At 65.4% G+C, this 21,179-nt stretch carries 18 protein-coding genes; 5 read left to right on the top strand and 13 right to left on the bottom strand.

Features of this window, described 5'->3' with window-relative positions; genetic code table 11:
• Positions 1-212: 212 nt before the first annotated feature.
• From AC07O3_RS31955 to AC07O3_RS31945, 3 genes are all read left to right on the top strand, one after another.
• Positions 213-3,128: a ribonucleoside-diphosphate reductase subunit alpha gene (locus tag AC07O3_RS31955; RefSeq protein ID WP_354338867.1), complete on the top strand. Its 2,916-nt coding sequence runs from the start codon at positions 213-215 to the stop codon at positions 3,126-3,128.
• 192 nt (positions 3,129-3,320) lie between these two features.
• The gene (locus tag AC07O3_RS31950; protein WP_097200119.1) at positions 3,321-4,550 is read left to right on the top strand and encodes a ribonucleotide-diphosphate reductase subunit beta; all 1,230 of its coding nucleotides are present in this window, start codon (positions 3,321-3,323) and stop codon (positions 4,548-4,550) included.
• A gap of 196 nt (positions 4,551-4,746) precedes the next feature.
• On the top strand, positions 4,747-5,256 hold the full coding sequence (locus tag AC07O3_RS31945; protein ID WP_019656794.1) for a histone H1-like DNA-binding protein: 510 nt from the start codon (positions 4,747-4,749) through the stop codon (positions 5,254-5,256).
• An 81-nt stretch (positions 5,257-5,337) separates the two neighbouring features.
• Here AC07O3_RS31945 and AC07O3_RS31940 read toward each other — a convergent pair whose 3' ends face one another.
• The 7 genes from AC07O3_RS31940 to AC07O3_RS31910 all read right to left on the bottom strand — a co-directional run bounded on the left by AC07O3_RS31940 (position 5,338) and on the right by AC07O3_RS31910 (position 11,703).
• The gene (locus AC07O3_RS31940; protein ID WP_093173018.1) at positions 5,338-6,240 is read right to left on the bottom strand and encodes a carbohydrate kinase family protein; all 903 of its coding nucleotides are present in this window, start codon (positions 6,238-6,240) and stop codon (positions 5,338-5,340) included.
• Between the two features lie 63 nt (positions 6,241-6,303).
• Complete coding sequence (locus AC07O3_RS31935) at positions 6,304-7,677, bottom strand: zinc-ribbon and DUF3426 domain-containing protein (RefSeq protein ID WP_495341248.1); 1,374 nt, start codon at positions 7,675-7,677, stop codon at positions 6,304-6,306.
• 52 nt (positions 7,678-7,729) lie between these two features.
• Positions 7,730-8,620 (bottom strand): 50S ribosomal protein L11 methyltransferase, encoded by an 891-nt coding sequence (prmA, locus tag AC07O3_RS31930; RefSeq protein ID WP_093078630.1) that lies wholly within the window; start codon positions 8,618-8,620, stop codon positions 7,730-7,732.
• A 14-nt stretch (positions 8,621-8,634) separates the two neighbouring features.
• Positions 8,635-9,984, bottom strand: coding sequence for an acetyl-CoA carboxylase biotin carboxylase subunit (gene accC / locus AC07O3_RS31925; protein ID WP_081270245.1), 1,350 nt, complete (start codon positions 9,982-9,984; stop codon positions 8,635-8,637).
• Between the two features lie 2 nt (positions 9,985-9,986).
• Positions 9,987-10,454 carry an acetyl-CoA carboxylase biotin carboxyl carrier protein gene (gene accB, locus AC07O3_RS31920; protein ID WP_093056213.1) on the bottom strand — a complete coding sequence of 156 codons (468 nt, stop codon included), beginning with the start codon at positions 10,452-10,454 and terminating at the stop codon, positions 9,987-9,989.
• Between the two features lie 100 nt (positions 10,455-10,554).
• Positions 10,555-11,106, bottom strand: a complete 552-nt coding sequence (locus tag AC07O3_RS31915) for a TlpA family protein disulfide reductase (RefSeq protein WP_495341247.1) — start codon at positions 11,104-11,106, stop codon at positions 10,555-10,557.
• A complete protein-coding gene (locus tag AC07O3_RS31910) occupies positions 11,107-11,703 on the bottom strand; it encodes a hypothetical protein (RefSeq protein ID WP_093173026.1) in 597 nt (198 codons plus the stop codon). It abuts the gene before it with no gap.
• A 111-nt stretch (positions 11,704-11,814) separates the two neighbouring features.
• On the opposite strand from AC07O3_RS31910, the gene mpl reads away from it, so the two are divergent.
• Positions 11,815-13,218, top strand: coding sequence for a UDP-N-acetylmuramate:L-alanyl-gamma-D-glutamyl-meso-diaminopimelate ligase (gene mpl / locus AC07O3_RS31905; RefSeq protein WP_495341246.1), 1,404 nt, complete (start codon positions 11,815-11,817; stop codon positions 13,216-13,218).
• The gene (locus tag AC07O3_RS31900) at positions 13,215-13,733 is read left to right on the top strand and encodes a cupin domain-containing protein (protein ID WP_495341245.1); all 519 of its coding nucleotides are present in this window, start codon (positions 13,215-13,217) and stop codon (positions 13,731-13,733) included. Before mpl ends, AC07O3_RS31900 begins: the two co-directional genes overlap by 4 nt.
• 8 nt (positions 13,734-13,741) lie before the next feature.
• On the opposite strand, the gene AC07O3_RS31895 is transcribed toward AC07O3_RS31900, so the two are convergent.
• The 6 genes from AC07O3_RS31895 to AC07O3_RS31870 all read right to left on the bottom strand — a co-directional run bounded on the left by AC07O3_RS31895 (position 13,742) and on the right by AC07O3_RS31870 (position 20,987).
• Entirely contained in the window at positions 13,742-14,860 is a 1,119-nt protein-coding gene (locus AC07O3_RS31895) for a 3-deoxy-7-phosphoheptulonate synthase (protein ID WP_093056223.1), read from the bottom strand.
• Positions 14,861-15,095: 235 nt separating this feature from the next.
• A complete protein-coding gene (locus AC07O3_RS31890; protein WP_495341244.1) occupies positions 15,096-15,635 on the bottom strand; it encodes a hypothetical protein in 540 nt (179 codons plus the stop codon).
• Positions 15,636-15,677: 42 nt separating this feature from the next.
• Positions 15,678-17,138 (bottom strand): metalloprotease TldD, encoded by a 1,461-nt coding sequence (tldD, locus tag AC07O3_RS31885; RefSeq protein ID WP_093056227.1) that lies wholly within the window; start codon positions 17,136-17,138, stop codon positions 15,678-15,680.
• A 58-nt stretch (positions 17,139-17,196) separates the two neighbouring features.
• On the bottom strand, positions 17,197-18,351 hold the full coding sequence (gene rodA / locus AC07O3_RS31880) for a rod shape-determining protein RodA (RefSeq protein WP_093056229.1): 1,155 nt from the start codon (positions 18,349-18,351) through the stop codon (positions 17,197-17,199).
• Between the two features lie 32 nt (positions 18,352-18,383).
• Positions 18,384-20,234, bottom strand: a complete 1,851-nt coding sequence (locus AC07O3_RS31875; protein ID WP_495341243.1) for a sensor histidine kinase — start codon at positions 20,232-20,234, stop codon at positions 18,384-18,386.
• A gap of 6 nt (positions 20,235-20,240) precedes the next feature.
• Positions 20,241-20,987 (bottom strand): response regulator transcription factor, encoded by a 747-nt coding sequence (locus AC07O3_RS31870; protein WP_093056233.1) that lies wholly within the window; start codon positions 20,985-20,987, stop codon positions 20,241-20,243.
• Positions 20,988-21,179 lie beyond the last annotated feature (192 nt).

The following is a 21,179-nucleotide window of genomic DNA, read 5'->3' as shown; positions in this document are numbered from 1 at the left end:
ACCATAGGCCAGTATTCAAGCGGCATCGCTGGCCGTGTCCTATGGCGGAAGTAGTACCGGCAATCCTTGTATCCATAGGAAAACGCTACATCTAGTGGGTTGTACACCCCCCGCACCCTAGATATAGTGTCCCCTGTCCGGTCATCCACACCGGCGCAGCGCCCGGCCCAGGCGCCGCCATCCAACAAGAATTGCCAACCGAGAGGAAGCGAATGCAAACTGCCCTGACCCCCCAATCGACCCCGCGTGCCGTTCCCTCGACGCCACCGCAGCAGCAGCGAGACACTGCTGGCTCCCCCACCGGCCAGAACCTGGCCCACTACCAGATCATCCGCCGCAACGGCGCTGTCGTGCCCTTCGAGCCGAACAAGATCGCCATCGCGATGATGAAAGCCTTCCTGGCCGTACACGGCACTCAGGGCGCGGCTTCGGCCAGCGTGCGCGAAACGGTCGACGTGCTCACGCAGGGCGTGATCCGCGCGCTGGTGCGCTCGCGTCCGGGCGGCGGCACCTTCCACATCGAAGACGTGCAAGACCAGGTCGAGCTCGGCCTGATGCGCGGCGGCCACCATGAAATTGCCCGCGCCTACGTGCTGTACCGCGAACGCCGCACGCAGGAGCGCTCGAAGCAGGGCGAGCAAGACGTGCCGGCCGCGCCCGCACTGCACGTGCTGGACAACGGCGAGCTCGTCACCCTTGACCTGAACGAACTCAAGGGCCTGATCGAGTCGGCCTGCGAAAACCTGGGCGACAGCATCACGTCCGCCCCCATCGTCGCCGAGACGATGCGCAACCTGTACGACGGCGTGCCGCTCGACGAGGTCTACAAGGCTTCGATCCTGGCGGCCCGCACGCTGATCGAGAAAGACCCCGACTACACCTTCGCCACCGCGCGCCTGCTGCTGCACACGATCTTCAAGGAGATCATCGGCCGCGAAGTGATGCCGGCCGAGCGCGCCACCGCCTACGCCGACTACTTCCCGCAGTTCATCAAGAAGGGCGTGGACAACGACCTGCTCGACGAAAAGCTGCTGCAGTACGACCTGCCCCGCCTGGGCGCGGCGCTGAAGGCCGAGCGTGACAACCAGTTCGACTACCTCGGCCTGCAGACCCTGTACGACCGCTACTTCCTGCACGTGCGCAAGACCCGCATCGAGCTGCCGCAGGCCTTCTTCATGCGCGTGGCCATGGGCCTGTCGCTGAACGAAATCGACCGCGAAGCCCGCGCCATCGAGTTCTACGAAGTGCTGTCGTCGTTCGACTTCATGTCGAGCACGCCCACGCTGTTCAACGCCGGCACGCTGCGCTCGCAGCTGTCGAGCTGCTACCTGACCACGGTGCCCGACGACCTCGACGGCATCTACGAGTCGATCAAGGAAAACGCGCTGCTGTCGAAGTTCGCCGGCGGCCTGGGCAACGACTGGACCCGCGTTCGCGCGCTCGGCAGCCACATCAAGGGCACGAACGGCGAATCGCAGGGCGTGGTGCCGTTCCTGAAGGTGGTGAACGACACGGCCGTGGCCGTGAACCAGGGCGGCAAGCGCAAGGGCGCTGTCTGCACGTACCTCGAAACCTGGCACCTCGACATCGAGGAGTTCCTGGAGCTGCGCAAGAACACCGGCGACGACCGCCGCCGCACGCACGACATGAACACCGCCAACTGGATCCCCGACCTGTTCATGCGCCGCGTGATGGAAAAGGGCACCTGGACGCTGTTCTCGCCCTCCAACGTGCCCGACCTGCACGACCTGTTCGGCGCCGACTTCGAGAAGGCCTACGTGGCCTACGAAGAGAAGGCTGCCCGCGGCGACATCAAGCCCGCGCGCACCATCCAGGCGACCGACCTGTGGCGCAAGATGCTCACGATGCTGTTCGAGACCGGCCACCCCTGGATCACGTTCAAGGACGCCTGCAACGTGCGCTCGCCGCAGCAGCACGCAGGCGTGGTGCACTCGTCGAACCTCTGCACCGAGATCACGCTGAACACCAGCGACACCGAAACCGCCGTCTGCAACCTGGGTTCCGTGAACCTGCTGCAGCACCTGAAGGACGGCAAGGTCGACCAGGAAAAGCTGAAGAAGACGATCTCCACGGCGATGCGCATGCTCGACAACGTGATCGACATCAACTACTACGCCGTGAAGAAGGCGCGCGACTCGAACCTGCGCCACCGTCCGGTCGGCCTGGGCCTGATGGGCTTCCAGGACGCGCTGTACGAACTGCGCATTCCCTACGCATCACAAGAAGCCGTGCAGTTCGCCGACGAGTCGATGGAAGCCATCTGCTACCACGCCTACTGGGCCTCGACCGACCTGGCGCGTGAACGCGGCAAGTACTCGAGCTACAAGGGCTCGCTGTGGGACAAGGGCATCCTGCCGATCGACTCGCTCGACCTGCTGGAAAAGGCACGCGGCGGCTACGTCGAAGTCGACCGCTCGGCTACCCTCGACTGGGACGCGCTGCGCTCGAAGATCAAGGCCGACGGCATGCGCAATTCGAACTGCGTGGCCATCGCACCGACGGCGACCATCTCGAACATCATCGGCGTGGACGCTTCGATCGAACCCTGCTTCGGCAACCTGTCGGTCAAGTCGAACCTGTCGGGCGAATTCACCGTGATCAACCACTACCTGGTGCGCGACCTGAAGCGCCTGGGCCTGTGGGACGACGTGATGGTGATGGACCTGAAGCACTTCGACGGTTCGCTGCGTCCCATCGACCGCGTGCCGCAGGATGTGAAGGCGCTCTACGCCACCGCGTTCGAAGTCGAAACCACGTGGCTGGTCGAAGCCGCTGCGCGTCGCCAGAAGTGGATCGACCAGGCGCAGTCGCTGAACATCTACATGGCCGGTGCATCGGGCAAGAAGCTCGACGACACCTACAAGCTCGCATGGCTGCGCGGCCTGAAGACCACGTACTACCTGCGTACGCAGAGCGCGACGCACGCCGAGAAGTCGACGGTGCAATCGGGCCGTCTCAACGCGGTGTCGTCGGGCAACGACGCACCCTCGGGCATGAGCGCACTCGAAGCCGCCGCTGCTGCAGCGAAGGCACAGATGAGCGCAATGCCCGCCACCGACATCGCGTTCTGCGGTGTGGACGATCCGACCTGTGAAGCGTGCCAATAACGCGTCGATGCTCGCGACAGTGAGTCAGTGAGGTGCATGCAAAAAATCGCGCGACGTTCACTCAATGAAGGCATTGACTGACATCGCGCGATGCATGCGAGCAACATAACAACCACATAAATGGCGTGCGATGTGAACGAGCACTTTGCAACTCACATCGTTACTCCGATAATTTGAGCATTGGATTTTTCTATGTTGACCTGGGACGAAGAAGTCAAGCCCTCCTTACCAAAGGATATGCAACAAGGATTGCAGCACCACAACGCATCGACCAGCGGCTTGCCCGCAGGCCGTTCGGTGGACGCTCCGACTTCGTCGATTGCGCAACCCGCGCTCCGCGCGCTCGATGACGGCGCGGTCGTGCGTCCAGTTGCCGCCGCCGCAGCAGCAACGCCTGCTGCCACCCAACGCGTCAAGGCTTCCGACAAGCGCATCATCAACGGCCAGACCGACGTCAACCAGTTGGTGCCGTTCAAGTACAAATGGGCGTGGGAAAAGTACCTCGCCACCTGCGCCAACCACTGGATGCCGCAGGAAGTGAACATGACGCGCGACATCGCGCTCTGGAAAGACCCGAACGGCCTGACCGAAGACGAGCGCCGCATCGTCAAGCGCAACCTCGGCTTCTTCGTGACCGCCGACTCGCTGGCCGCCAACAACATCGTGCTGGGCACCTATCGCCACATCACGGCCCCCGAATGCCGCCAGTTCCTGCTGCGCCAGGCCTTCGAGGAAGCGATCCACACGCACGCGTACCAGTACATCGTCGAGTCGCTCGGCCTGGACGAGAGCGAGATCTTCAACGCCTACAACGAAGTGCCGTCGATCCGCGAGAAGGACCAGTTCCTGATCCCGTTCATCGACGCCATCAGCGACCCGAACTTCAAGACCGGCACCCACGAGACCGACCAGACGCTGCTCAAGTCGCTCATCGTGTTCGCCTGCCTGATGGAAGGCCTGTTTTTCTACGTCGGCTTCACGCAGATCCTCGCGCTGGGCCGCCAGAACAAGATGACCGGCGCCGCCGAGCAGTACCAGTACATCCTGCGTGACGAGTCGATGCACTGCAACTTCGGCATCGACCTGATCAACCAGCTCAAGCTCGAGAACCCCGGCCTCTGGACCTCCGAGTTCAAGGCCGAGATCAAGGCGCTCTTCATGCGCGCCGTCGAGCTCGAATACAAATACGCCGAAGACACCATGCCACGTGGCGTGCTCGGCATGAACGCCTCCATGTTCAAGGGCTACCTGCGCTACATCGCTAACCGGCGTGCACAGCAGATCGGCCTCGAAACGCTCTTCCCGAACGAAGAAAATCCGTTCCCCTGGATGAGCGAAATGATTGACCTGAAGAAAGAGCGCAACTTTTTCGAAACCCGCGTGATCGAGTACCAGTCGGGTGGTGCGCTCTCCTGGGATTGAATCTTTCGACAAGAATTAATGAATTCAAGAATTGCCCTTGCCACCGATCGCGCCAAAGAGCGCGGCATGGACTGGGGCTCAGGTGTTCATGGTGCTGGGGCTCAGATCTCAACGCCATGAATCGCTTCACGCTACCCAACGTGCGTGGAGTGCTTCAATAGGTTGATTTTTTCAACTTGATCAAGGAGAAATAGAAATGGCAACTGCAAAGAAAGCGCCGGCTAAGAAAGCCGCTGCAAAGAAGGCTCCGGCAAAGAAGGCTGTGGCCGCTAAGAAGGCTCCGGCAAAGAAGGTAGCCGCCAAGAAGGCACCGGCCAAGAAGGTCGCTGCCAAGAAGGCTCCTGCGAAGAAGGTAGCCGCCAAGAAGGCAGCACCGGCCAAGAAGGCCGCTGCCAAGAAGGCTCCGGCGAAGAAGGCCGTAGCGAAGAAGGCGCCTGCGAAGAAGGCTGCTGCCAAGAAGGCCCCGGCAAAGAAGGCCGCCGCCAAGAAGGCGCCTGCGAAGAAGGCTGCTGCCAAGAAGGCGCCTGCGAAAAAGGCTGCGGCCAAGAAAGCCGCGAAAAAGCCTGCTGCCAAAAAGCCTGCTGCGAAGAAGGCTCCCAAGGCCGCTGCGCCCGCCAAGGCTGCAGCCGTAGCGCCTGCCCCTGCGGCGCAAACGACGCTGAATCCCCAGGCAGCCTGGCCGTTCCCCACGGCCAGCAAGCCCTGAGTTTCTCAGCGGCCTTGAAGGCGCAAAGCCCGACACCTCGCGGTGTCGGGCTTTTTTATTGGCGCTTCTGCGGGAAGAAGATCAGAGACCCAGGGCCTTGCGATCGATCTCGTAGTTCTGCGGGCCACGCTGCGCGATCTTGATCGCGCCGACCTTGTTGCCCAGCGCTGCGCACTGCGCCAGCGGCCAACCCTTTTCCAGACCGAACAGCAGCGCGCCACGCCATGCGTCGCCGCAGCCCGTGGGCTCGACCACTTCGGTGGCCACCACGCCCGGCACGTGCTCGCGCTCGCCGTCAGTCCAGATCTCGCAGCCCTCGGCCGCCAGCGTGACCACCAGTCCGCGCACGCGCTTCGAGATCTCGGCCAGGCTCCAGCCGGTGCGCTGCGACAGCATCTTTCCTTCGTAGTCGTTCACCACCACCCAGCTCGCGAGATCGACGAAATGACGCAGCGCCTCGCCGTCGAACATCGGCAAACCCTGGCCCGGATCGAACACGAACGGAATGCCGGCGGCAGCGAACTGCTCCGCGTGCTGCAGCATCGCGTCGCGGCCATCAGGCGCGATGATGCCGAGCTTGATGTCGTCGCGCGCAGCCACCTTCGTGATGTGCGCCTGCTGCATCGCGCCGGGGTGGAAGGCGGTGATCTGGTTGTTGTCGATGTCGCTCATGATCATCGCCTGCGCAGTGAAGGTGTCGTCGAGCTGGCGCACGAACTCGGTGTCGATGCCCAGCGAGCGCATGCGCTCGAGGTACGAGGCGCCGTCGCTGCCGAGCGTGGCCATCGGTAGCGCAGTGCCGCCCAGTGCATTGAGGCTGTAGGCGATGTTGCCGGCACAGCCGCCGAAGTCGCGCCGTAGCGTCGGGACCAGGAACGACACATTGAGGATGTGCAGCTGGTCCGGAAGAATCTGGTCGGCGAACCGGCCCTCGAAAGTCATGATGGTGTCGAACGCGAGGGACCCGCAAATCACTGCTGCCATGGTTGAGCCGTTGGTTGAATGGTGGATGGAAGAGAAAAGGACGCGTGCAGGCAAGCGCCCCGCTCAGGGATAGAAAGCTTCGACGCGGTAACCCGCGATCGGCGGTAGCGCTGCGGCCTCAGAAGCGGACAAGGTCAGTGGCAGCGAGGCTGCGCGGTCGGCGCGGGCCTGCAGCACCGTCGGCGCACCGTAGTCCGCCGGCAACAACACGCGGCGCACGACGGCGCGCTCCTGCGTGTCGAGCAGCGAGAGTTCGACGGCAGGCATCGCGAGCGGCACGGTGGCGCCATTGCGCAGGGTGAAGCTCAGGCGGTAGTCGTTGCCCCCGCTCTTCTCGCGCGCGAAGGCCGCGCCTTCGATCACGATGTCGCCGATCTGGCGCAGGGCCGCGAGTTCGCAGCCCGTGTATTGGCACAGTGCCGCCAAGGCGGGCCGCAGATTGGGCTGGCGCGCGGCAATGCCGTCGCGCTCGTGGCGGATGACCTGCAGGATGAGCAGCAGCACGGCAATCACCGCCAGCAGGACCAGCACGATGCGCACGCCCTTGCGCTGCCAGAAGCCGGTTGCCCTCTCGAAGGACTCGTCGTCGTCCGCGAAGGGATGCCCTATTGGCAGTTCGAAATCCGGGGAGAGCGCAAGGTCGGACTCGCTTTCAGCCTGCACCACAACAGGCGAAGCCTTCGCAGCCGCACGCTCCTCACGCGCCTTGGCGCTCGCGATCTTGGCCGACTTGATGCGGGCGCGGCGCAGCGCCTTCTGCATCTGCACCTGGTCGTGGTCTTTTTCTTCCTGCTCGCGCTCCCCTTCAGCGCCGTCGTCGCTCGCTCGCTCGATCATCAGCCCGCGCATTGCCTTGATGCGCGGGGCGACGGGCAACGGCGGCGCCGGGGGTGGCGGCGCGGGCGGCGGCGACGCGAGATTCAGGTCGATGTTCGGGAACGGCGGCAGCGTGCTCGGTGGAGGCTTCCACGCGGGTTCGCTGACGTCGAGGTCGGACCATGGCTCGTCGGCGACGATGCCGTGTTCGGGCAATGACAGCGAGAACTCAAGCGCTGCTGGAGGTGGGGGTGGCGGCACCGGCGTCGGTGCAGGCGCTGGAGCCTCCGGGGGCAGCGCATGCCGAGGTTGCTGCTCGGGCTCGTCGTCGAAGAAGTCCGCATCTTCGGCCGGCGACGGGGGCTCCAACTCGAGCGGCGGCGGTGGCGCAGGAGGTTCGGGCGCGACCTTGGGCTCCGAGGCGGACTCGACCAGCCCCGGCATGTAGCCACCGCCCTGCACCGGCGGCGCTGCACCATCGGGCGCCTCGTGCAGATCGAGCGTGGCGTCGAACACATGGCTGCATCGGCCGCAGCGCACCCAGCCATCAGAGATGCGAAGCTGGTCGCGCACCACCTTGAAGGTGGTGGTGCAGGCGGGGCAGCGCGTGACGAGACTCATGACCGGGCGATTGTAGGGTCGAGCCCCCGCCACGGGAGGGGCGCAAGGCGGCTCAGCAGCGCGCGGTCATGAGGATCCAGCCGTCCTCGGTGTCGCTGACTTCGAGCGTTGCGTACGGCGCGTAGGCCTCTTTCAATTCATCGGCCTGGCGCTCGAGGATGCCGGCCATCACCAGCGATCCGCCCGCCTTCACATGGCTGCGCAGCAACGGCGCGAGCACCTTGAGCGGCGTGGCCAGGATGTTGGCGAGCACGGTGTCGTAGTGGCCCTTCGCCGCTTCGGGCAGGCCCGCGTTCAGCCGGACGCCGTTGGCCTCGGCATTGAGCCGGGTCGACGAAACCGCGGCTTCGTCGATGTCGACAGCGTCGATGTCGGTGGCGCCGAACTTCGCCGCACCGATCGCAAGAATGCCGGAGCCGCAGCCGTAGTCGAGCACGCGTTGGTTAGCCAGCACGCCGTCGCCCTGCGTCGCAATCCACCGCAGGCACATGCGCGTGGTGGGATGCGTGCCGGTACCGAAGGCCAGGCCCGGATCGAGCCGAATCACCTGCTTTGCCTGCTCGGGCGGCTCGTGCCACGTCGGCACGATCCAGAACTCGGGCGTGATCTCGACGGGAGCGAACTGCGATTGCGTCAGGCGCACCCAGTCCTGCTCGGGCACCGGCGCAATGCCGAGCACCTCGCAGCCTTCGAAGAAGTCTTGCAGCGCGAGCACCGACGCGGCCTCCTTGGCGAGCGCCTCGTCGGGGAACAGCGCGATCACGCGCGAACGCTGCCAGCCCTCCTTCGGCGGCGGCATGCCCGGCTCGCCGAAAAGCGCCTGCTCTGCGTCGGTCTGCGCGTCGGCGTCTTCCACCGACACGCTCAATGCATCGAGTGCATCGAGCGCTTCACCGAGCGTTTCGACCCGGTCTTCCGGCGCCATCAGGCGGAGTTCGAACATCGCGGCGTCCCGGGTCAGCGCTTGTGCGCAGCCAGCCACTCTTCGAGGTAGTGGATGTTGGTGCCGCCGGTCATGAACTTGGAATCGACCATCAGCTCGCGGTGCAGCGGGATATTGGTCTGGATGCCTTCGATCACGGTTTCGTTGAGCGCCGTGCGCATGCGGGCCATGGCCTGCTCGCGCGTGTCGCCGTAGACGATGATCTTGCCGATCATGGAGTCGTAGTTCGGCGGCACGAAGTAGTTGGTGTACGCGTGCGAGTCGACGCGAACGCCCGGACCACCTGGCGGGTGCCACATCGTGATACGGCCCGGCGACGGCGTGAACTTCCACGCGTCTTCGGCATTGATGCGGCATTCGATGGCGTGGCCGTGCATCTGGATCTGGCGCTGCGTGAACGGCAGTTTTTCGCCGGCCGCCACCATGATCTGCGTCTTGACGATGTCGATGCCGGTGGTGAACTCGGTCACCGGGTGCTCCACCTGCACGCGCGTGTTCATTTCAATGAAATAGAACTCGCCGTTCTCGTAGAGAAACTCGAAGGTGCCGGCACCGCGGTAGTTGATCTTCTTGCAGGCGGCCGCACAGCGCTCGCCGATCTTCTCGATCAGCTTGCGCGGAATGCCCGGCGCGGGCGATTCCTCGATCACCTTCTGGTGGCGGCGCTGCATGGAGCAGTCGCGCTCGCCCAGGTAAACCGCGTTCTTGTGCTTGTCCGCGAGGATCTGGATTTCGATGTGGCGCGGGTTCTGGAGAAACTTCTCCATGTACACGGCCGGATTGTTGAAGGCCGCGCCGGCTTCCGCCTTGGTCATCTGGATCGCGTTGACCAGAGCCGCCTCGGTGTGCACCACGCGCATGCCGCGACCACCGCCGCCGCCCGCCGCCTTGATGATGACCGGGTAGCCGATGGCACGCGCGATGCGCTTGTTGGTGGCGGCGTCGTCCGAGAGCTCACCCTCGGAGCCGGGCACGCAAGGCACGCCGGCCTTGATCATGGCCTGCTTGGCCGACACCTTGTCGCCCATCGTGCGGATGTTGTCAGGCGTCGGGCCGATGAACTGGAAACCGCTCTGCTCCACTCGTTCGGCGAAGTTCGCGTTCTCGCTCAGGAAGCCGTAGCCGGGGTGAATCGCTTCGGCATCGGTCACTTCGGCCGCCGAAATGATCGCCGGCATGTTGAGATAGCTCTGCGCCGAGGGGGCCGGGCCGATGCACACGGCTTCTTCGGCAAGCTTGATGTACTTCGCGTCGCGGTCGGCTTCGGAATACACCATCACGGCCTTGATGCCGAGCTCGCTGCAGGCACGCTGAATCCGGAGGGCAATCTCCCCCCGGTTTGCAACCAGGATCTTCTTGAACATGGTCACTCGATGATGAACAGCGGCTGTCCGTATTCGACCGCCTGGCCGTTTTCGCCGAGGATCTGGGTGATCGTGCCGGACTTGTCGGCCTCGATTTCGTTGAGGATCTTCATCGCTTCGATGATGCAGATGGTGTCGCCTTCGTTGACTTTGCTGCCAACCTCGACGAACGCAGCAGCACCCGGGCTGGACGAACGATAGAAGGTGCCGACCATCGGCGACTTCACGGCATGGCCGGCCGGAGCGGCTTCGGCCGCCGGTGCGCTGGCCACGGCGGGTGCCGCGGGAGCGCCGGCTGCGGCCGGTGCGGCAGCCGCCTGAGGCGCCGCCAGGGTTTGCACATACTGCACCGGAGCGGCGCCGCCGCCCTTCACGATGCGAACCTTGCCTTCGGTTTCGGTGATTTCCAGCTCGGAAATATTCGATTCGGACACCAGATCGATCAGTGTCTTGAGTTTGCGCAGATCCATGGAACTCCAGTGCCGGCTGAGCCGGTCTTCAGGACATAACTTGTTCGAAAATCGGTGATTTTCGGCGTTCGGCGTCTAACGCCAGCGTAAGGAACTGATTCTAACCATGAACCAGTTCGCGTCGCCAAGTGTCCAGGTCGGTGGTCTCGAGCTTGCCCATTTTACGGGCGGCCACGGAGCCGTTCGCATTCAGGACCAGCGTGAAGGGCAAACCGCCACCCGTATTGCCCAGATTCTTGACCAGCTCCGTACCCTGAAGGCCGGCCAGGCCGGTTGGGTAGGTGACGGGCGTGCGTTGCAGGAACTTGCGCACGGCGCTGGGTTGATCGATGGCCAATCCAACCACTTGCCAGCCGTTGGCGCCATTTGCACGGAAGAAAGCGTCGATCATCGGCATTTCTTCAACGCAGGGCGGGCACCACGTCGCCCAGAAGTTGAGCAGCAGCGGCTTGCCGCGCAGGCTCGACAGGACGAGGTCACCGCCCTCCGGGCGCTCGAAGCTCTGGGCCCAGAAGGCCGCGTCGAGCATCTCCCCTCCCGCTGCGCCACCGCTGCTGCGCTCCTTCCACCATGCGCCGCCGAGCCCGGCGGCCGCAGCCGCTGCCGCCACGCCGGCATAGAGCATGCCGCGTCGGGTGGGCGAAGAAGTCATTCACTTGTCCTTTTCTCGTTCAATCAGTCGGCGCAATGCGGGCAGATCGCCACGGGGCACGCGCCCCTGCGCGTCGGGCTTCAAGGCCCCGCGCAGGTCGTCGAGGTCGTAGACCAGCAGGTGCACGCCGATTTCCTCGCCGAGTGCACGGCTCGGGGCGTGCACGCTCAGGGCCTCGACCTGCTCGCCATGAAAGCCGGTCACCATGCGCGGCTCGTAGTCCACGTGGTGATCGATCAGGGCGATTTCGGCCGATTTGGAATCATCGCAAAACAACTGAATATAAATGTCTGACAACCGGGTGGCCGTTCCATGCCACACGGCACCGCCCACGTGGGGACGGAAGACGGCCATGCGCTCCATCCATTCGAGCGCGAGAAGCCGCAATGCATGCAATTCCTGCGGCTGGGTGTCGGCGCAGAAAAGCTCGATGTACTCGCGCACCTCGGCCTCGACCTCGTCGTTGTTGGGCAGCGCGGTGCGCGCCGAAAGGCCCAGGTCACGCAGGGCCCGGCGCTTGGCCGGACCATATTCCAGTCCCTCCTCGACAACGAGGCGGGCTGCAGTGGCGGCAATTTCACGCTTGGACGTGTCCATCGGGGCATTTTGCCCGCAGTACGCGCCCCACACAGCAACATCAGTACGAAGCGCGGGACAAACACGTGGCCCAGGCACGGGCGCAGCACATCGCTTCCCTAGAATCGACCGATGCACATTCATATTCTGGGTATCTGCGGCACGTTCATGGGTGGCGTGGCCGCCCTGGCGCGCGAGGCAGGCCACCGGGTCACGGGCTGCGACGCCGGCGTGTACCCCCCGATGAGCGACCAGTTGCGCGCCCTCGGCATCGACCTGATCGAGGGCTTCGGCGCCGATCAGCTTTCCCTGGCGCCCGACATGTTCGTGGTCGGCAACGTGGTGTCCCGCGCGCGGCTGCCCGACGGAAGCCCCAAGTTCCCGCTGATGGAAGCCATCCTCGACGCCGGCAAGCCCTACACCAGCGGTCCGCAGTGGCTGGCCGAGCATGTGCTGCTCGGCCGCCACGTGCTGGCCGTGGCCGGCACGCACGGCAAGACGACGACCACCTCGATGCTGGCCTGGGTGCTGGAAAAGGGCGGCAAGGCGCCCGGCTTCCTGGTAGGCGGCGTGCCGCTGGACTTCGGCGTCTCGGCCCGACTGGGCGACGGCCCGGCCTTCGTGATCGAGGCCGACGAGTACGACACGGCCTTCTTCGACAAGCGCAGCAAGTTCGTGCACTACCGGCCGCGCACCGCCGTGCTGAACAACCTCGAGTTCGATCACGCGGACATCTTCGATGATCTTGCAGCCATCGAACGACAGTTTCATCACCTCGTTCGCACCGTGCCGAGCACGGGGCGGCTGGTAGTGAATGCCACCGAAGAAAGCCTGCAGCGTGTGCTGGCCCAAGGCTGCTGGAGCGAACTCGCGCGCTTCGGCACGAATGGTGAATGGCAGGCGCGCGGCACGCACGACGCCTTCGACGTGCTGCAGCGGGGCGAGTTGGTAGGCCGAGTCGAATGGGAGCTCTCGGGCCTGCACAACCAGATGAACGCGCTGGCCGCCATCGCCGCGGCCGAGCATGTGGGCGTGGCGCCGGCCGAGGCGGCCCGTGCGCTGGGCAGCTTCCGCAACGTGCGCCGGCGCATGGAGCTGCGCGGCACGGTCGAGCAAGGCGGCGGCGCGATCACGGTCTACGACGACTTCGCCCACCACCCGACAGCCATCCGCACCACCCTCGACGGCCTGCGCAAGAAGCTGGATGCTGCTGGCAAGAAAAGTGAGCGCATCCTCGCGGCCTTCGAGCCGCGCAGCAACACGATGAAGCTGGGCGTCATGGCGGCGCAGCTGCCCTGGAGCCTGGAGGCGGCTGACCTGTCTTTCTGCCACACGGCCGGCCTCGACTGGGACGCCGCAGCAGCGCTCGCGCCGATGGGCGACCGCGCACAGGTGGCCGGAGCCATCGAGCCGCTGGTGAAACAGATCGTCACCGCGGCCCGCCCGGGCGATCACATCGTCTGCATGAGCAACGGTGGCTTCGGCGGCGTGCACGACAAACTGCTTGCGGCGCTGCGCACGGCGACGGCATCATGACCGCCATGCCGCTCACACGCGCCCACGAACTGATCGAGACCCTGAAGCTGCAGCCCCATCCCGAGGGCGGCTGGTACGGCGAGGTGTTCCGCTCAGCATCGAGCGTCACGCCCACCGACGGTCGCGCGCCGCGCAGCGCGCTGACCAGCATCTACTTTTTGCTCGAAGCGAGCCAGCATTCGCGCTGGCACCGGGTGCTGTCCGACGAAGTCTGGGTGCATCTGGAAGGCGTACCGCTCACGCTGTGGACCTGCGACGCCGCAATGCGCACGGCGCCGGCCCATGTGCGGCTGGGCCCGGTCGATGCGCACGGCACGCGTCCCCAGCATGTGGTGCCCGCCGGCCAATGGCAAGCGGCCCGGCCGATCCAGGGCCACAGTTCAGGCGACTACGCACTGGTCGCCTGCATGGTCGGGCCAGGCTTCGACTTCGCCGACTTTTCGATGGTGCCTCCCGACAGCGACGAAGCTGCGTCGATGCGGCACCATTGGCCTGACCTGGCCAGGATGCTCTAACCCGGGCTTCAGCCCCGGCGCTGCTTGACCGCCTTCGAGAGCGTGTCGAGCACCTGTACCGAATCGTCCCACCCCAGGCAGGCGTCGGTGATGCTCTTGCCGTATTCGAGGCCCGACAGCTGGTCCTTGCCCGGCGTGAACTTCTGGGCGCCCGGCTGCAGGTGGCTTTCGACCATCACGCCGAAGACCCGGTTCGAGCCGCCGGCAATCTGCGCGGCGATGTCCTTCGCCACGTCGATCTGCTTCTGGTGCTGCTTGGAGCTGTTGGCATGGCTGCAATCGACCATCAGCGTGGGCGGCAGCTTGGCGGCCTCGAGGTCCTTGCAGGCGGCCTCGACGCTGGCGGCGTCGTAGTTCGGCGCCTTGCCGCCGCGCAGGATCACGTGACAGTCGCGGTTGCCGTTGGTCTGCACGATCGCGACCTGGCCGTTCTTGTGCACCGACAGGAAGTGATGGCCGCGCGCCGCCGCCTGGATGGCATCGGTGGCGATGCGGATGTTGCCGTCGGTGCCGTTCTTGAAGCCGATGGGCGCCGAGAGCCCCGAGGCCAGTTCGCGATGCACCTGGCTTTCGGTGGTGCGTGCACCGATGGCGCCCCAGGAGATCAGGTCGCCGATGTACTGCGGCGAGATCACGTCGAGGAACTCGCTGCCCGCCGGCAGGCCGATGCGGTTGATGTCGATCAGCAGCTGGCGCGCGATGCGCAGGCCTTCGTCGATGCGGAAGCTTTCGTCGAGGTACGGGTCGTTGATGAGCCCCTTCCAGCCGACAGTCGTGCGCGGCTTCTCGAAGTACACGCGCATCACGATTTCCAGCGTGCCGGCGTATTTCTCGCGCTCGACCTTGAGGCGGCGGGCATATTCGAGCGCGGCAGCCGGGTCGTGGATCGAGCAGGGACCCATGATCACCAGCAGCCGGTCGTCCTTGCCGGCCATGATGTTGTGGATATTGCGGCGGGTGCCTTCGATCAGGGTTTCAACGGGCGTGCCGCGGATCGGGAAAAAGCGGATCAGATGTTCGGGAGGGGGCAGCACGTTGATGTCCTTGATGCGTTCGTCGTCGGTCTTGCTGGTTTTTTCGACGCTCGCATACCAGCTGTCGCTGGCGGGGGCAGTGTTCGTGCTCATGGTTGCTTCCTTGTCTGTCGGGTTTGAGTAGATATCGCAGGGGCAAAAAAAAACCGCCGGGGCTCAGGGCACCGGCGGTTTTGGGAGGGTGTTCGTTTGCTTTACGCGCTCGCCTCTCGTCCGCCGGAAACCGGGAACCAAAAGTAGGCAAAGAAATAAGCGCGGAGGGCGGACATGTGCGCGAAATGTAGCACGGAAAGCAAAAACCCGATCAAACGGCCGAGCGCGGCGTTGTTTACCGGTAGCCCGACTCGTTGGCGTTGTGGATGATCCAGATCAGGTTGCCGCTGGTGTATTCGCCCATGCCGCCACCGGCGAAGACCAACCGGCCCTGGCCTTTGTAGGTCATCTCGAAACGGTGGCGATCGCTGCCGAAATAGAACGGAATGAAGGCCTTGCCCGTCACGTACGCGCCTTGGTCCGTCGGCGGACCCGCGAGGTCGGTGACCTGCCTGGCGCTCATGCCGATCTGCAGGCGCGCAAACTTGCTGTTTCGCGCCGGGTTGCCGGTGATTTCGCCTTCGTAGCCGTTGAGGCCCTTGACGGTGCGGCCGCTGCCGGCTTCGACCTTCGACGAGTCGACCACGTTGCCCTGGGCATCCATGCCGGCCTTCGCGCCGCCGCGCGCCGGTGCCGCGGGGGCGACTGCAGGTGCCGGCGCAGCCGCAGGCTGGCTGCCCCCGGAACCGCCGCGCGACGCGCAACCTGCGCTTGCCAGCACCACCACGGCAGTCACGGCCCACAGAGCCGCGGACGAATTGATCCTGATCCTCATCGAACGCTCCTTGTTGTGAAAGGAGCGCAGCTTAACAAGCCCTCAGGCCGTACCGCCTACGGTCAAACCATCGATGCGCAACGTCGGCTGGCCGACGCCCACGGGCACGCTCTGGCCTTCCTTGCCGCAGGTGCCGACGCCCGAGTCGAGCGCCATGTCGTTGCCGATCATGGTCACGCGGGTGAGCGCGTCGGGGCCGTTGCCCACGATGGTCGCGCCCTTCACCGGGTACTGGATCTTGCCGTTCTCGACCCAGTAGGCCTCGCTGGCCGAGAACACGAACTTGCCGCTCGTGATGTCGACCTGCCCGCCACCGAAGTTGGTGGCGTAGAGGCCCTTCTTGATGCTCGCGACGATTTCCTTCGGGTCCTTGTCGCCGCCGAGCATGTAGGTGTTGGTCATGCGCGGCATTGGCACGTGTGCGTAACTTTCGCGGCGGCCGTTGCCGGTGGGCTTGACCTTCATGAGGCGCGCATTGAGCGCGTCCTGGATATAGCCCTTGAGGATGCCGTCCTCAATCAGCACGTTGCGCTGGCTCGCGTTGCCTTCGTCGTCGACGTTGAGCGAGCCGCGGCGATCGGCGATGGTGCCGTCGTCGAGCACCGTCACGCCCTTGGCGGCCACGCGCTGGCCGATGCGGCCGGAGAACGCGCTCGAGCCCTTGCGGTTGAAGTCGCCCTCGAGGCCGTGGCCGATGGCTTCGTGCAGCAGGATGCCGGGCCAGCCGGAGCCGAGCACCACGGTCATTTCGCCGGCGGGTGCCGGGCGTGCGTCGAGGTTGGTCAGGGCGGCCTTTACGGCATGGTCGACGTACTCGGCGATCTGCTCGTCGGTGAAATAGGCCAGGCCGAAACGCCCGCCACCGCCGCCGGAGCCGATTTCGCGGCGGCCATTCTGCTCGGCGATCACGGTGACCGACAGGCGTACCAGCGGACGCACGTCGGCGGCCAGCGTGCCGTCGGCACGGGCCACGAGCACCACGTCGTACTCGCTCGCCAGGCCCGCCATGACCTGCGCCACGCGCGGATCGCGCGAGCGGGCCAGCTTTTCGACCTTTTCGAGCAGCTTCACCTTGGTGGTGCTGTCGAGTGTGGAAATGGGGTCGATACCGTCGTAGAGCGAGCGGCTCGATGCGATCTTGCGGGCCGGCGTCTTCACACGGCCCGTGCGGCCGGCGGAGGAAATGGAGCGCACCGTGCGCGCCGCGTCGAGCAGCGAGGCCTCGGAAATGTCGTCCGAATAGGCAAAAGCGGTCTTCTCGCCACTGACCGCGCGCACGCCGACGCCCTGGTCGATGCTGAAGCTGCCGGTCTTGACGATGCCCTCTTCGAGGCTCCAGCCCTCGCTGCGCGTGTACTGGAAGTACAGGTCGGCGTCGTCCACCCGGTGCGCGGTGATCTCGGCCAAGGCCTTGCTCAGGTGCGATTCGTCGAGGCCGAACGGCGTGAGAAGGAGCTGTTGCGCCGTGGCGAGGCGCTCGATGGTGGGTTCGCGAGAGATCATCGCGACATTCTAGGCAGCCGCCCTCTTCCGCGCTGCCCCAAAGGGCACTCCGGCGCTACTAGTTCTGCGCCAGCTTCCTCGCCCGGGCGATCGACATCAGGATCCCCAGCCCGAGCCCCAGCGTCACCATGGCCGTACCGCCATAGCTGATGAACGGCAGCGGCACCCCCACCACCGGCAGGATGCCGCTCACCATGCCCATGTTCACGAAGGCATAGGTGAAGAAAATCATGGTGACCGCCCCCGCCAGCAGGCGCGAAAACAAGGTCGCCGCATTGGTCGCGATCACCAGCCCCCGGAAGATCAGCAGGATGAAGGCCGAAATCAGCGCCAGGTTGCCCATCAGCCCGAATTCCTCGGAATAGGCGGCAAAGATGAAGTCGGTGGTCCGCTCGGGAATGAATTCGAGGTGCGTCTGCGTACCCTGCATGAAGCCCTTGCCGCCCACCCCGCCCGAACCGATGGCGATCATCCCCTGGATGATGTGGAAGCCCTTGCCCAGCGGGTCCTTGCTCGGGTCGAGCAGCGTGCACACGCGCTGCTTCTGGTAGTCGTGCAGCACGCGCCAGTCGACCCCGTCGGCGCACAGCCTCGACTCGAAACCCACGATCAGCGTCACGGCCACCGCGCCGATCAGCACCGGCGGCACGATCAGCTTCCACGGCAGCCCGGCAAAGAAGATCACCGCCAGCCCGGCGGCCAGCACCAGCAGCGAGGTGCCCAGGTCGGGCTGTTTCATGATGAGCCCGACCGGCACCGCCAGCAGCACCGTCGCCACCACGAAGTCGAGCGGCCGCAACTGGCCTTCTCGTCGCTGGAACCACCAGGCCAGCATCAGCGGCATCGCGATCTTCAGGATTTCGCTGGGCTGGATCACCACGCCCACGTTGATCCAGCGCTGGGCGCCCTTCTTGGTGATGCCGAACAGCGCCACCGCCACCAGCAGCGCCACGCCCATCGTATAGAGCGGCACGGCAGCCAGCATCAGCCGCTGCGGCGGCACCTGCGCCACCACGAACATGATGAAGCCGGCCAGCAGCATGTTGCGCCCATGGTCGACGAAGCGCGAGCCATGGTCGTAGCCCGAGGAATACATGGTCAGCAGCCCGGCGAACGCGAGCAGCAGCACGGCGAAGGCCAGAAAGCCGTCGAAGCCCTGGAAGATGGGCGCAATGCGACGCGCCAGGGAGGGCTGATTGAACACGGCAGACATGGGGGCGGATTATCCCCGCCCTGCCTGCGACCTCAATCGAACTCGAGTTGAACGACCGTGCGCCCAGGTCGGCTTTCAATCGTCAGCCGGGCCCCGATGGCCCCCGAACGCTCCGCCAGCGACCGCGGCCGATGCTTCACGGCGTCGAAGCCCTTGCCGTTGTCGATCACCCGCAGTTGCACCGTCGTGCCCTGCATCCCGGCCTCGAATCGCAGCACGGTGGCCTGGGCGTGCTGCAGCACGTTGGAGATCGCCTCGAACAGCAGGAACTGCAACTGCCGCATGCCTTGCGCGCCGAGCCGCTCTACCGGCTCCACCTCGTCCACCGCCCATTCGAACTCGATGCCCGAAGACGCCAGGCGGGGCTCCAGCCGGTAGCGCGCCGCCGCCAGCAGCGCACCCACGTCGCCCGGCGGCAAGTGGATCGAATCGATCTGCAGCTTGAGCTGGTCCAGCGAATCGCGCAGCGTGCGCAGCAGGTCCCCCGAGCTGGTCTGGCCCGACTGCAGCTGCCGGATCGCCGAAGTGATGTGCGAGCCCATGCCGTCGTGCATTTCGCGCAGGATGCGTTCGCGCTCGTGGGTGCGCGCCTGGTCGCGCGCCGCGGCCTCGAGTTCGGCATACGTGGCCGCCAGCTCGCGTTCGCGCTGGGCCACCCGCTCGGCCAGGGCCGCGACCGATCCGCGCGCCAGCACGCTCGCCGCACGAAAGCGCCGCAGCACGATCAGCAGCAGCGCCACGCCGAAGAACACCGACGAATAGCGCACCCAGGTGGTCTCGCCATAGGCATCGCTGAGGCGGATCACCAGCCAGTCGCGCACGCCGAACATCACTGTCACCAGAGCGGCGCCGGCCACCAGCAAACGCTCGGCGCTCGGTTTGCGCAGGGTGTCGACGGCGAAGGCGCTGACGAAGGCCAGGACGAACACGATCTGGACGGCAAGCCAGCCGGTGAGCCACATCGGCTCCTCGCGCTGCAGCGACAGCGCGCTGAACAGCACCGTAGCGACCACGATGCCCGCAATAGGCCAGCGCACCCACTGGTAGCGGCGGTCGCGCCCCCACCCCGCGAGGTGGTAGACGAACATCATGGAAGAGGCAGCCCAGCCCGCATAGCAGGCGGCCATCAGCACGCCCCAGGGCCCCCAGGACAGGGGAGGCTCGGCGATCACGCCGTCGGCCACCCGCACCGCCCAGCAGAACTCCGCCAGCGCGGCCCAGAAGTAGATGCCGTCGCGCCGCTGGGCGCCCTTGGCATCGGCGTCGACCTGCGTCAGCCACAGCGCCAGCGCGATGCCGCCGACGATCAGGCTGAAGGCCATCAGCAGCACCGAGCCGGTGAAGCGCCATGCATAGGCGCTCTCGAAGAGTTCGGTGCGAACCGGCGCGGCCGGCCCGATGACCACTTGAGACAGCCCCGCGCGCCGGGCGGTGTCGGCGTGCAGGCGGATCTGCAGGAGGTTGTCACCCTTTCGCAACAGGCGCCCGGGCACCGGCACGTAGATGGGCGCCTTGGCGTAGTCGGCGTCGTTGCTGCGGTCCAGGTCGCCGTAGACCTGCAGCAGCGCGTCGTTCAACTGCACCTCGAAGACGTTGCCGACGCGCGGAATGAAAATGCCCCACGGCGTCTCGGGCTCGGCCTCGAGCGTGAACGGCAGGTCGAAGCTCGCCATGCCCGGGCGGCCGTTGTGCTGGCGGTCCCAGTGGTAGGACAGCTCGACCGGCTCGGTGCGCGTGACGCCGTCGACCGTTGTCGTCACGGTGCCCTGGCGCAGTTCGATCGGCGCCTCGGACGCGGCCGTGGCCGCGCTGGAGACTCCGGCAATACCCGCGAGGAGCATCGCCAGCCATAGCATCAGCAGCGACGCCCATTTTGGTCGCATCTGTGCTCAGCCCGGATGAGACAACAGGCCGAGCCGCGTCGCTTCGAAAACGGCCTCGCTCTTGGAATGCACAGCGAGCTTTCCGTAGAGATTCTTGATGTGGGTCTGCACGGTGTGCACGCTCAGGCCCTTGAGCCGCGCGATCTCCGCGTACGAGAAGCCACGCGCGATCAGCGTCAGCACCTCGTGTTCGCGAGCCGACAGCAGGCCGCGGTCGGATTCGTCCGCGGCTGCTTCGGGCGCAGCACCCGGCGGCGCGCCGGGAACGGCCGCCGATTGCAGGCTGCGGTACTTCGCGAGCACGCGCCGCGCGATCATGGGCGAGATCGGCGAAGCGCCTGCCTTCATCTCCACGATGGTCTGCGCGATGTCCTCCGGCGCGGCGTCCTTGTGGATGTAGCCCACGGCACCCGCCTCGATGCTGGCGAGCACGTTCTCTTCGTCGCCGAAAACAGACACTACCAGCGGCTCGCAGCCTGGAAAGCGCGCCACGGCGTCGCGGATCACGTCGAGCCCGGTGCCGTCGGGCATGCCGAGATCGACCAGAAGCACGTCGGGAATGGTGGTGGTGCGGGACAGCCAACCCAGCGCTTCCTGTACCGTACCCGCACTGCCGAGCCAGAAGAGGCGCGGGCTGCGCTGCACGCTGGCCTCGAAAAAGGCACGCGCGCGGCTATCGTCTTCGACGACCAGCACACCCCAGCGGCGTAGCGTCGCGTCGTCCTGAGCCTCAGTGTTCATGGGCATGAGCATAAGCCCCGGCGCGCACCGGGAATCCATACACGCCTCCCCCGTTCATGGGATGCCCACGATGAAGCATCGCCGCGAAACTTTCGCCGCTTTTTTGCAGGGCATATCCCCCTTCCCATGCAAATGAAGTAACCCGAACGTAGGCCATTCATGCCGCAGTGGTCAAGGCCTTAGTACTTTTGAATTCCCGACGCA

The organism is Variovorax sp. GW821-FHT09D05 (assembly GCF_059416325.1).
The sequence above is the reverse complement of the archived record's forward strand: the minus strand, read 5'-3'. Positions and strand labels throughout refer to the sequence as shown.

Excerpts from the sequence above, each read along its gene's own strand:
- AC07O3_RS31890 (WP_495341244.1), bottom strand. The coding sequence starts at position 15,635 with ATGAGGATCAGGATCAATTCGTCCGCGGCTCTGTGGGCCGTGACTGCC.
- mpl (WP_495341246.1), top strand. The coding sequence starts at position 11,815 with ATGCACATTCATATTCTGGGTATCTGCGGCACGTTCATGGGTGGCGTG.
- accB (WP_093056213.1), bottom strand. The coding sequence starts at position 10,454 with ATGGATCTGCGCAAACTCAAGACACTGATCGATCTGGTGTCCGAATCG.
- AC07O3_RS31910 (WP_093173026.1), bottom strand. The coding sequence starts at position 11,703 with ATGGACACGTCCAAGCGTGAAATTGCCGCCACTGCAGCCCGCCTCGTT.
- AC07O3_RS31895 (WP_093056223.1), bottom strand. The coding sequence starts at position 14,860 with ATGAGCACGAACACTGCCCCCGCCAGCGACAGCTGGTATGCGAGCGTC.
- rodA (WP_093056229.1), bottom strand. The coding sequence starts at position 18,351 with ATGTCTGCCGTGTTCAATCAGCCCTCCCTGGCGCGTCGCATTGCGCCC.
- AC07O3_RS31940 (WP_093173018.1), bottom strand. The coding sequence starts at position 6,240 with ATGGCAGCAGTGATTTGCGGGTCCCTCGCGTTCGACACCATCATGACT.
- AC07O3_RS31915 (WP_495341247.1), bottom strand. The coding sequence starts at position 11,106 with ATGACTTCTTCGCCCACCCGACGCGGCATGCTCTATGCCGGCGTGGCG.
- accC (WP_081270245.1), bottom strand. The coding sequence starts at position 9,984 with ATGTTCAAGAAGATCCTGGTTGCAAACCGGGGGGAGATTGCCCTCCGG.
- AC07O3_RS31870 (WP_093056233.1), bottom strand. The coding sequence starts at position 20,987 with ATGCTCATGCCCATGAACACTGAGGCTCAGGACGACGCGACGCTACGC.
- prmA (WP_093078630.1), bottom strand. The coding sequence starts at position 8,620 with ATGTTCGAACTCCGCCTGATGGCGCCGGAAGACCGGGTCGAAACGCTC.
- AC07O3_RS31900 (WP_495341245.1), top strand. The coding sequence starts at position 13,215 with ATGACCGCCATGCCGCTCACACGCGCCCACGAACTGATCGAGACCCTG.
- AC07O3_RS31935 (WP_495341248.1), bottom strand. The coding sequence starts at position 7,677 with ATGAGTCTCGTCACGCGCTGCCCCGCCTGCACCACCACCTTCAAGGTG.
- AC07O3_RS31945 (WP_019656794.1), top strand. The coding sequence starts at position 4,747 with ATGGCAACTGCAAAGAAAGCGCCGGCTAAGAAAGCCGCTGCAAAGAAG.
- AC07O3_RS31875 (WP_495341243.1), bottom strand. The coding sequence starts at position 20,234 with ATGCGACCAAAATGGGCGTCGCTGCTGATGCTATGGCTGGCGATGCTC.
- AC07O3_RS31950 (WP_097200119.1), top strand. The coding sequence starts at position 3,321 with ATGTTGACCTGGGACGAAGAAGTCAAGCCCTCCTTACCAAAGGATATG.
- tldD (WP_093056227.1), bottom strand. The coding sequence starts at position 17,138 with ATGATCTCTCGCGAACCCACCATCGAGCGCCTCGCCACGGCGCAACAG.
- AC07O3_RS31955 (WP_354338867.1), top strand. The coding sequence starts at position 213 with ATGCAAACTGCCCTGACCCCCCAATCGACCCCGCGTGCCGTTCCCTCG.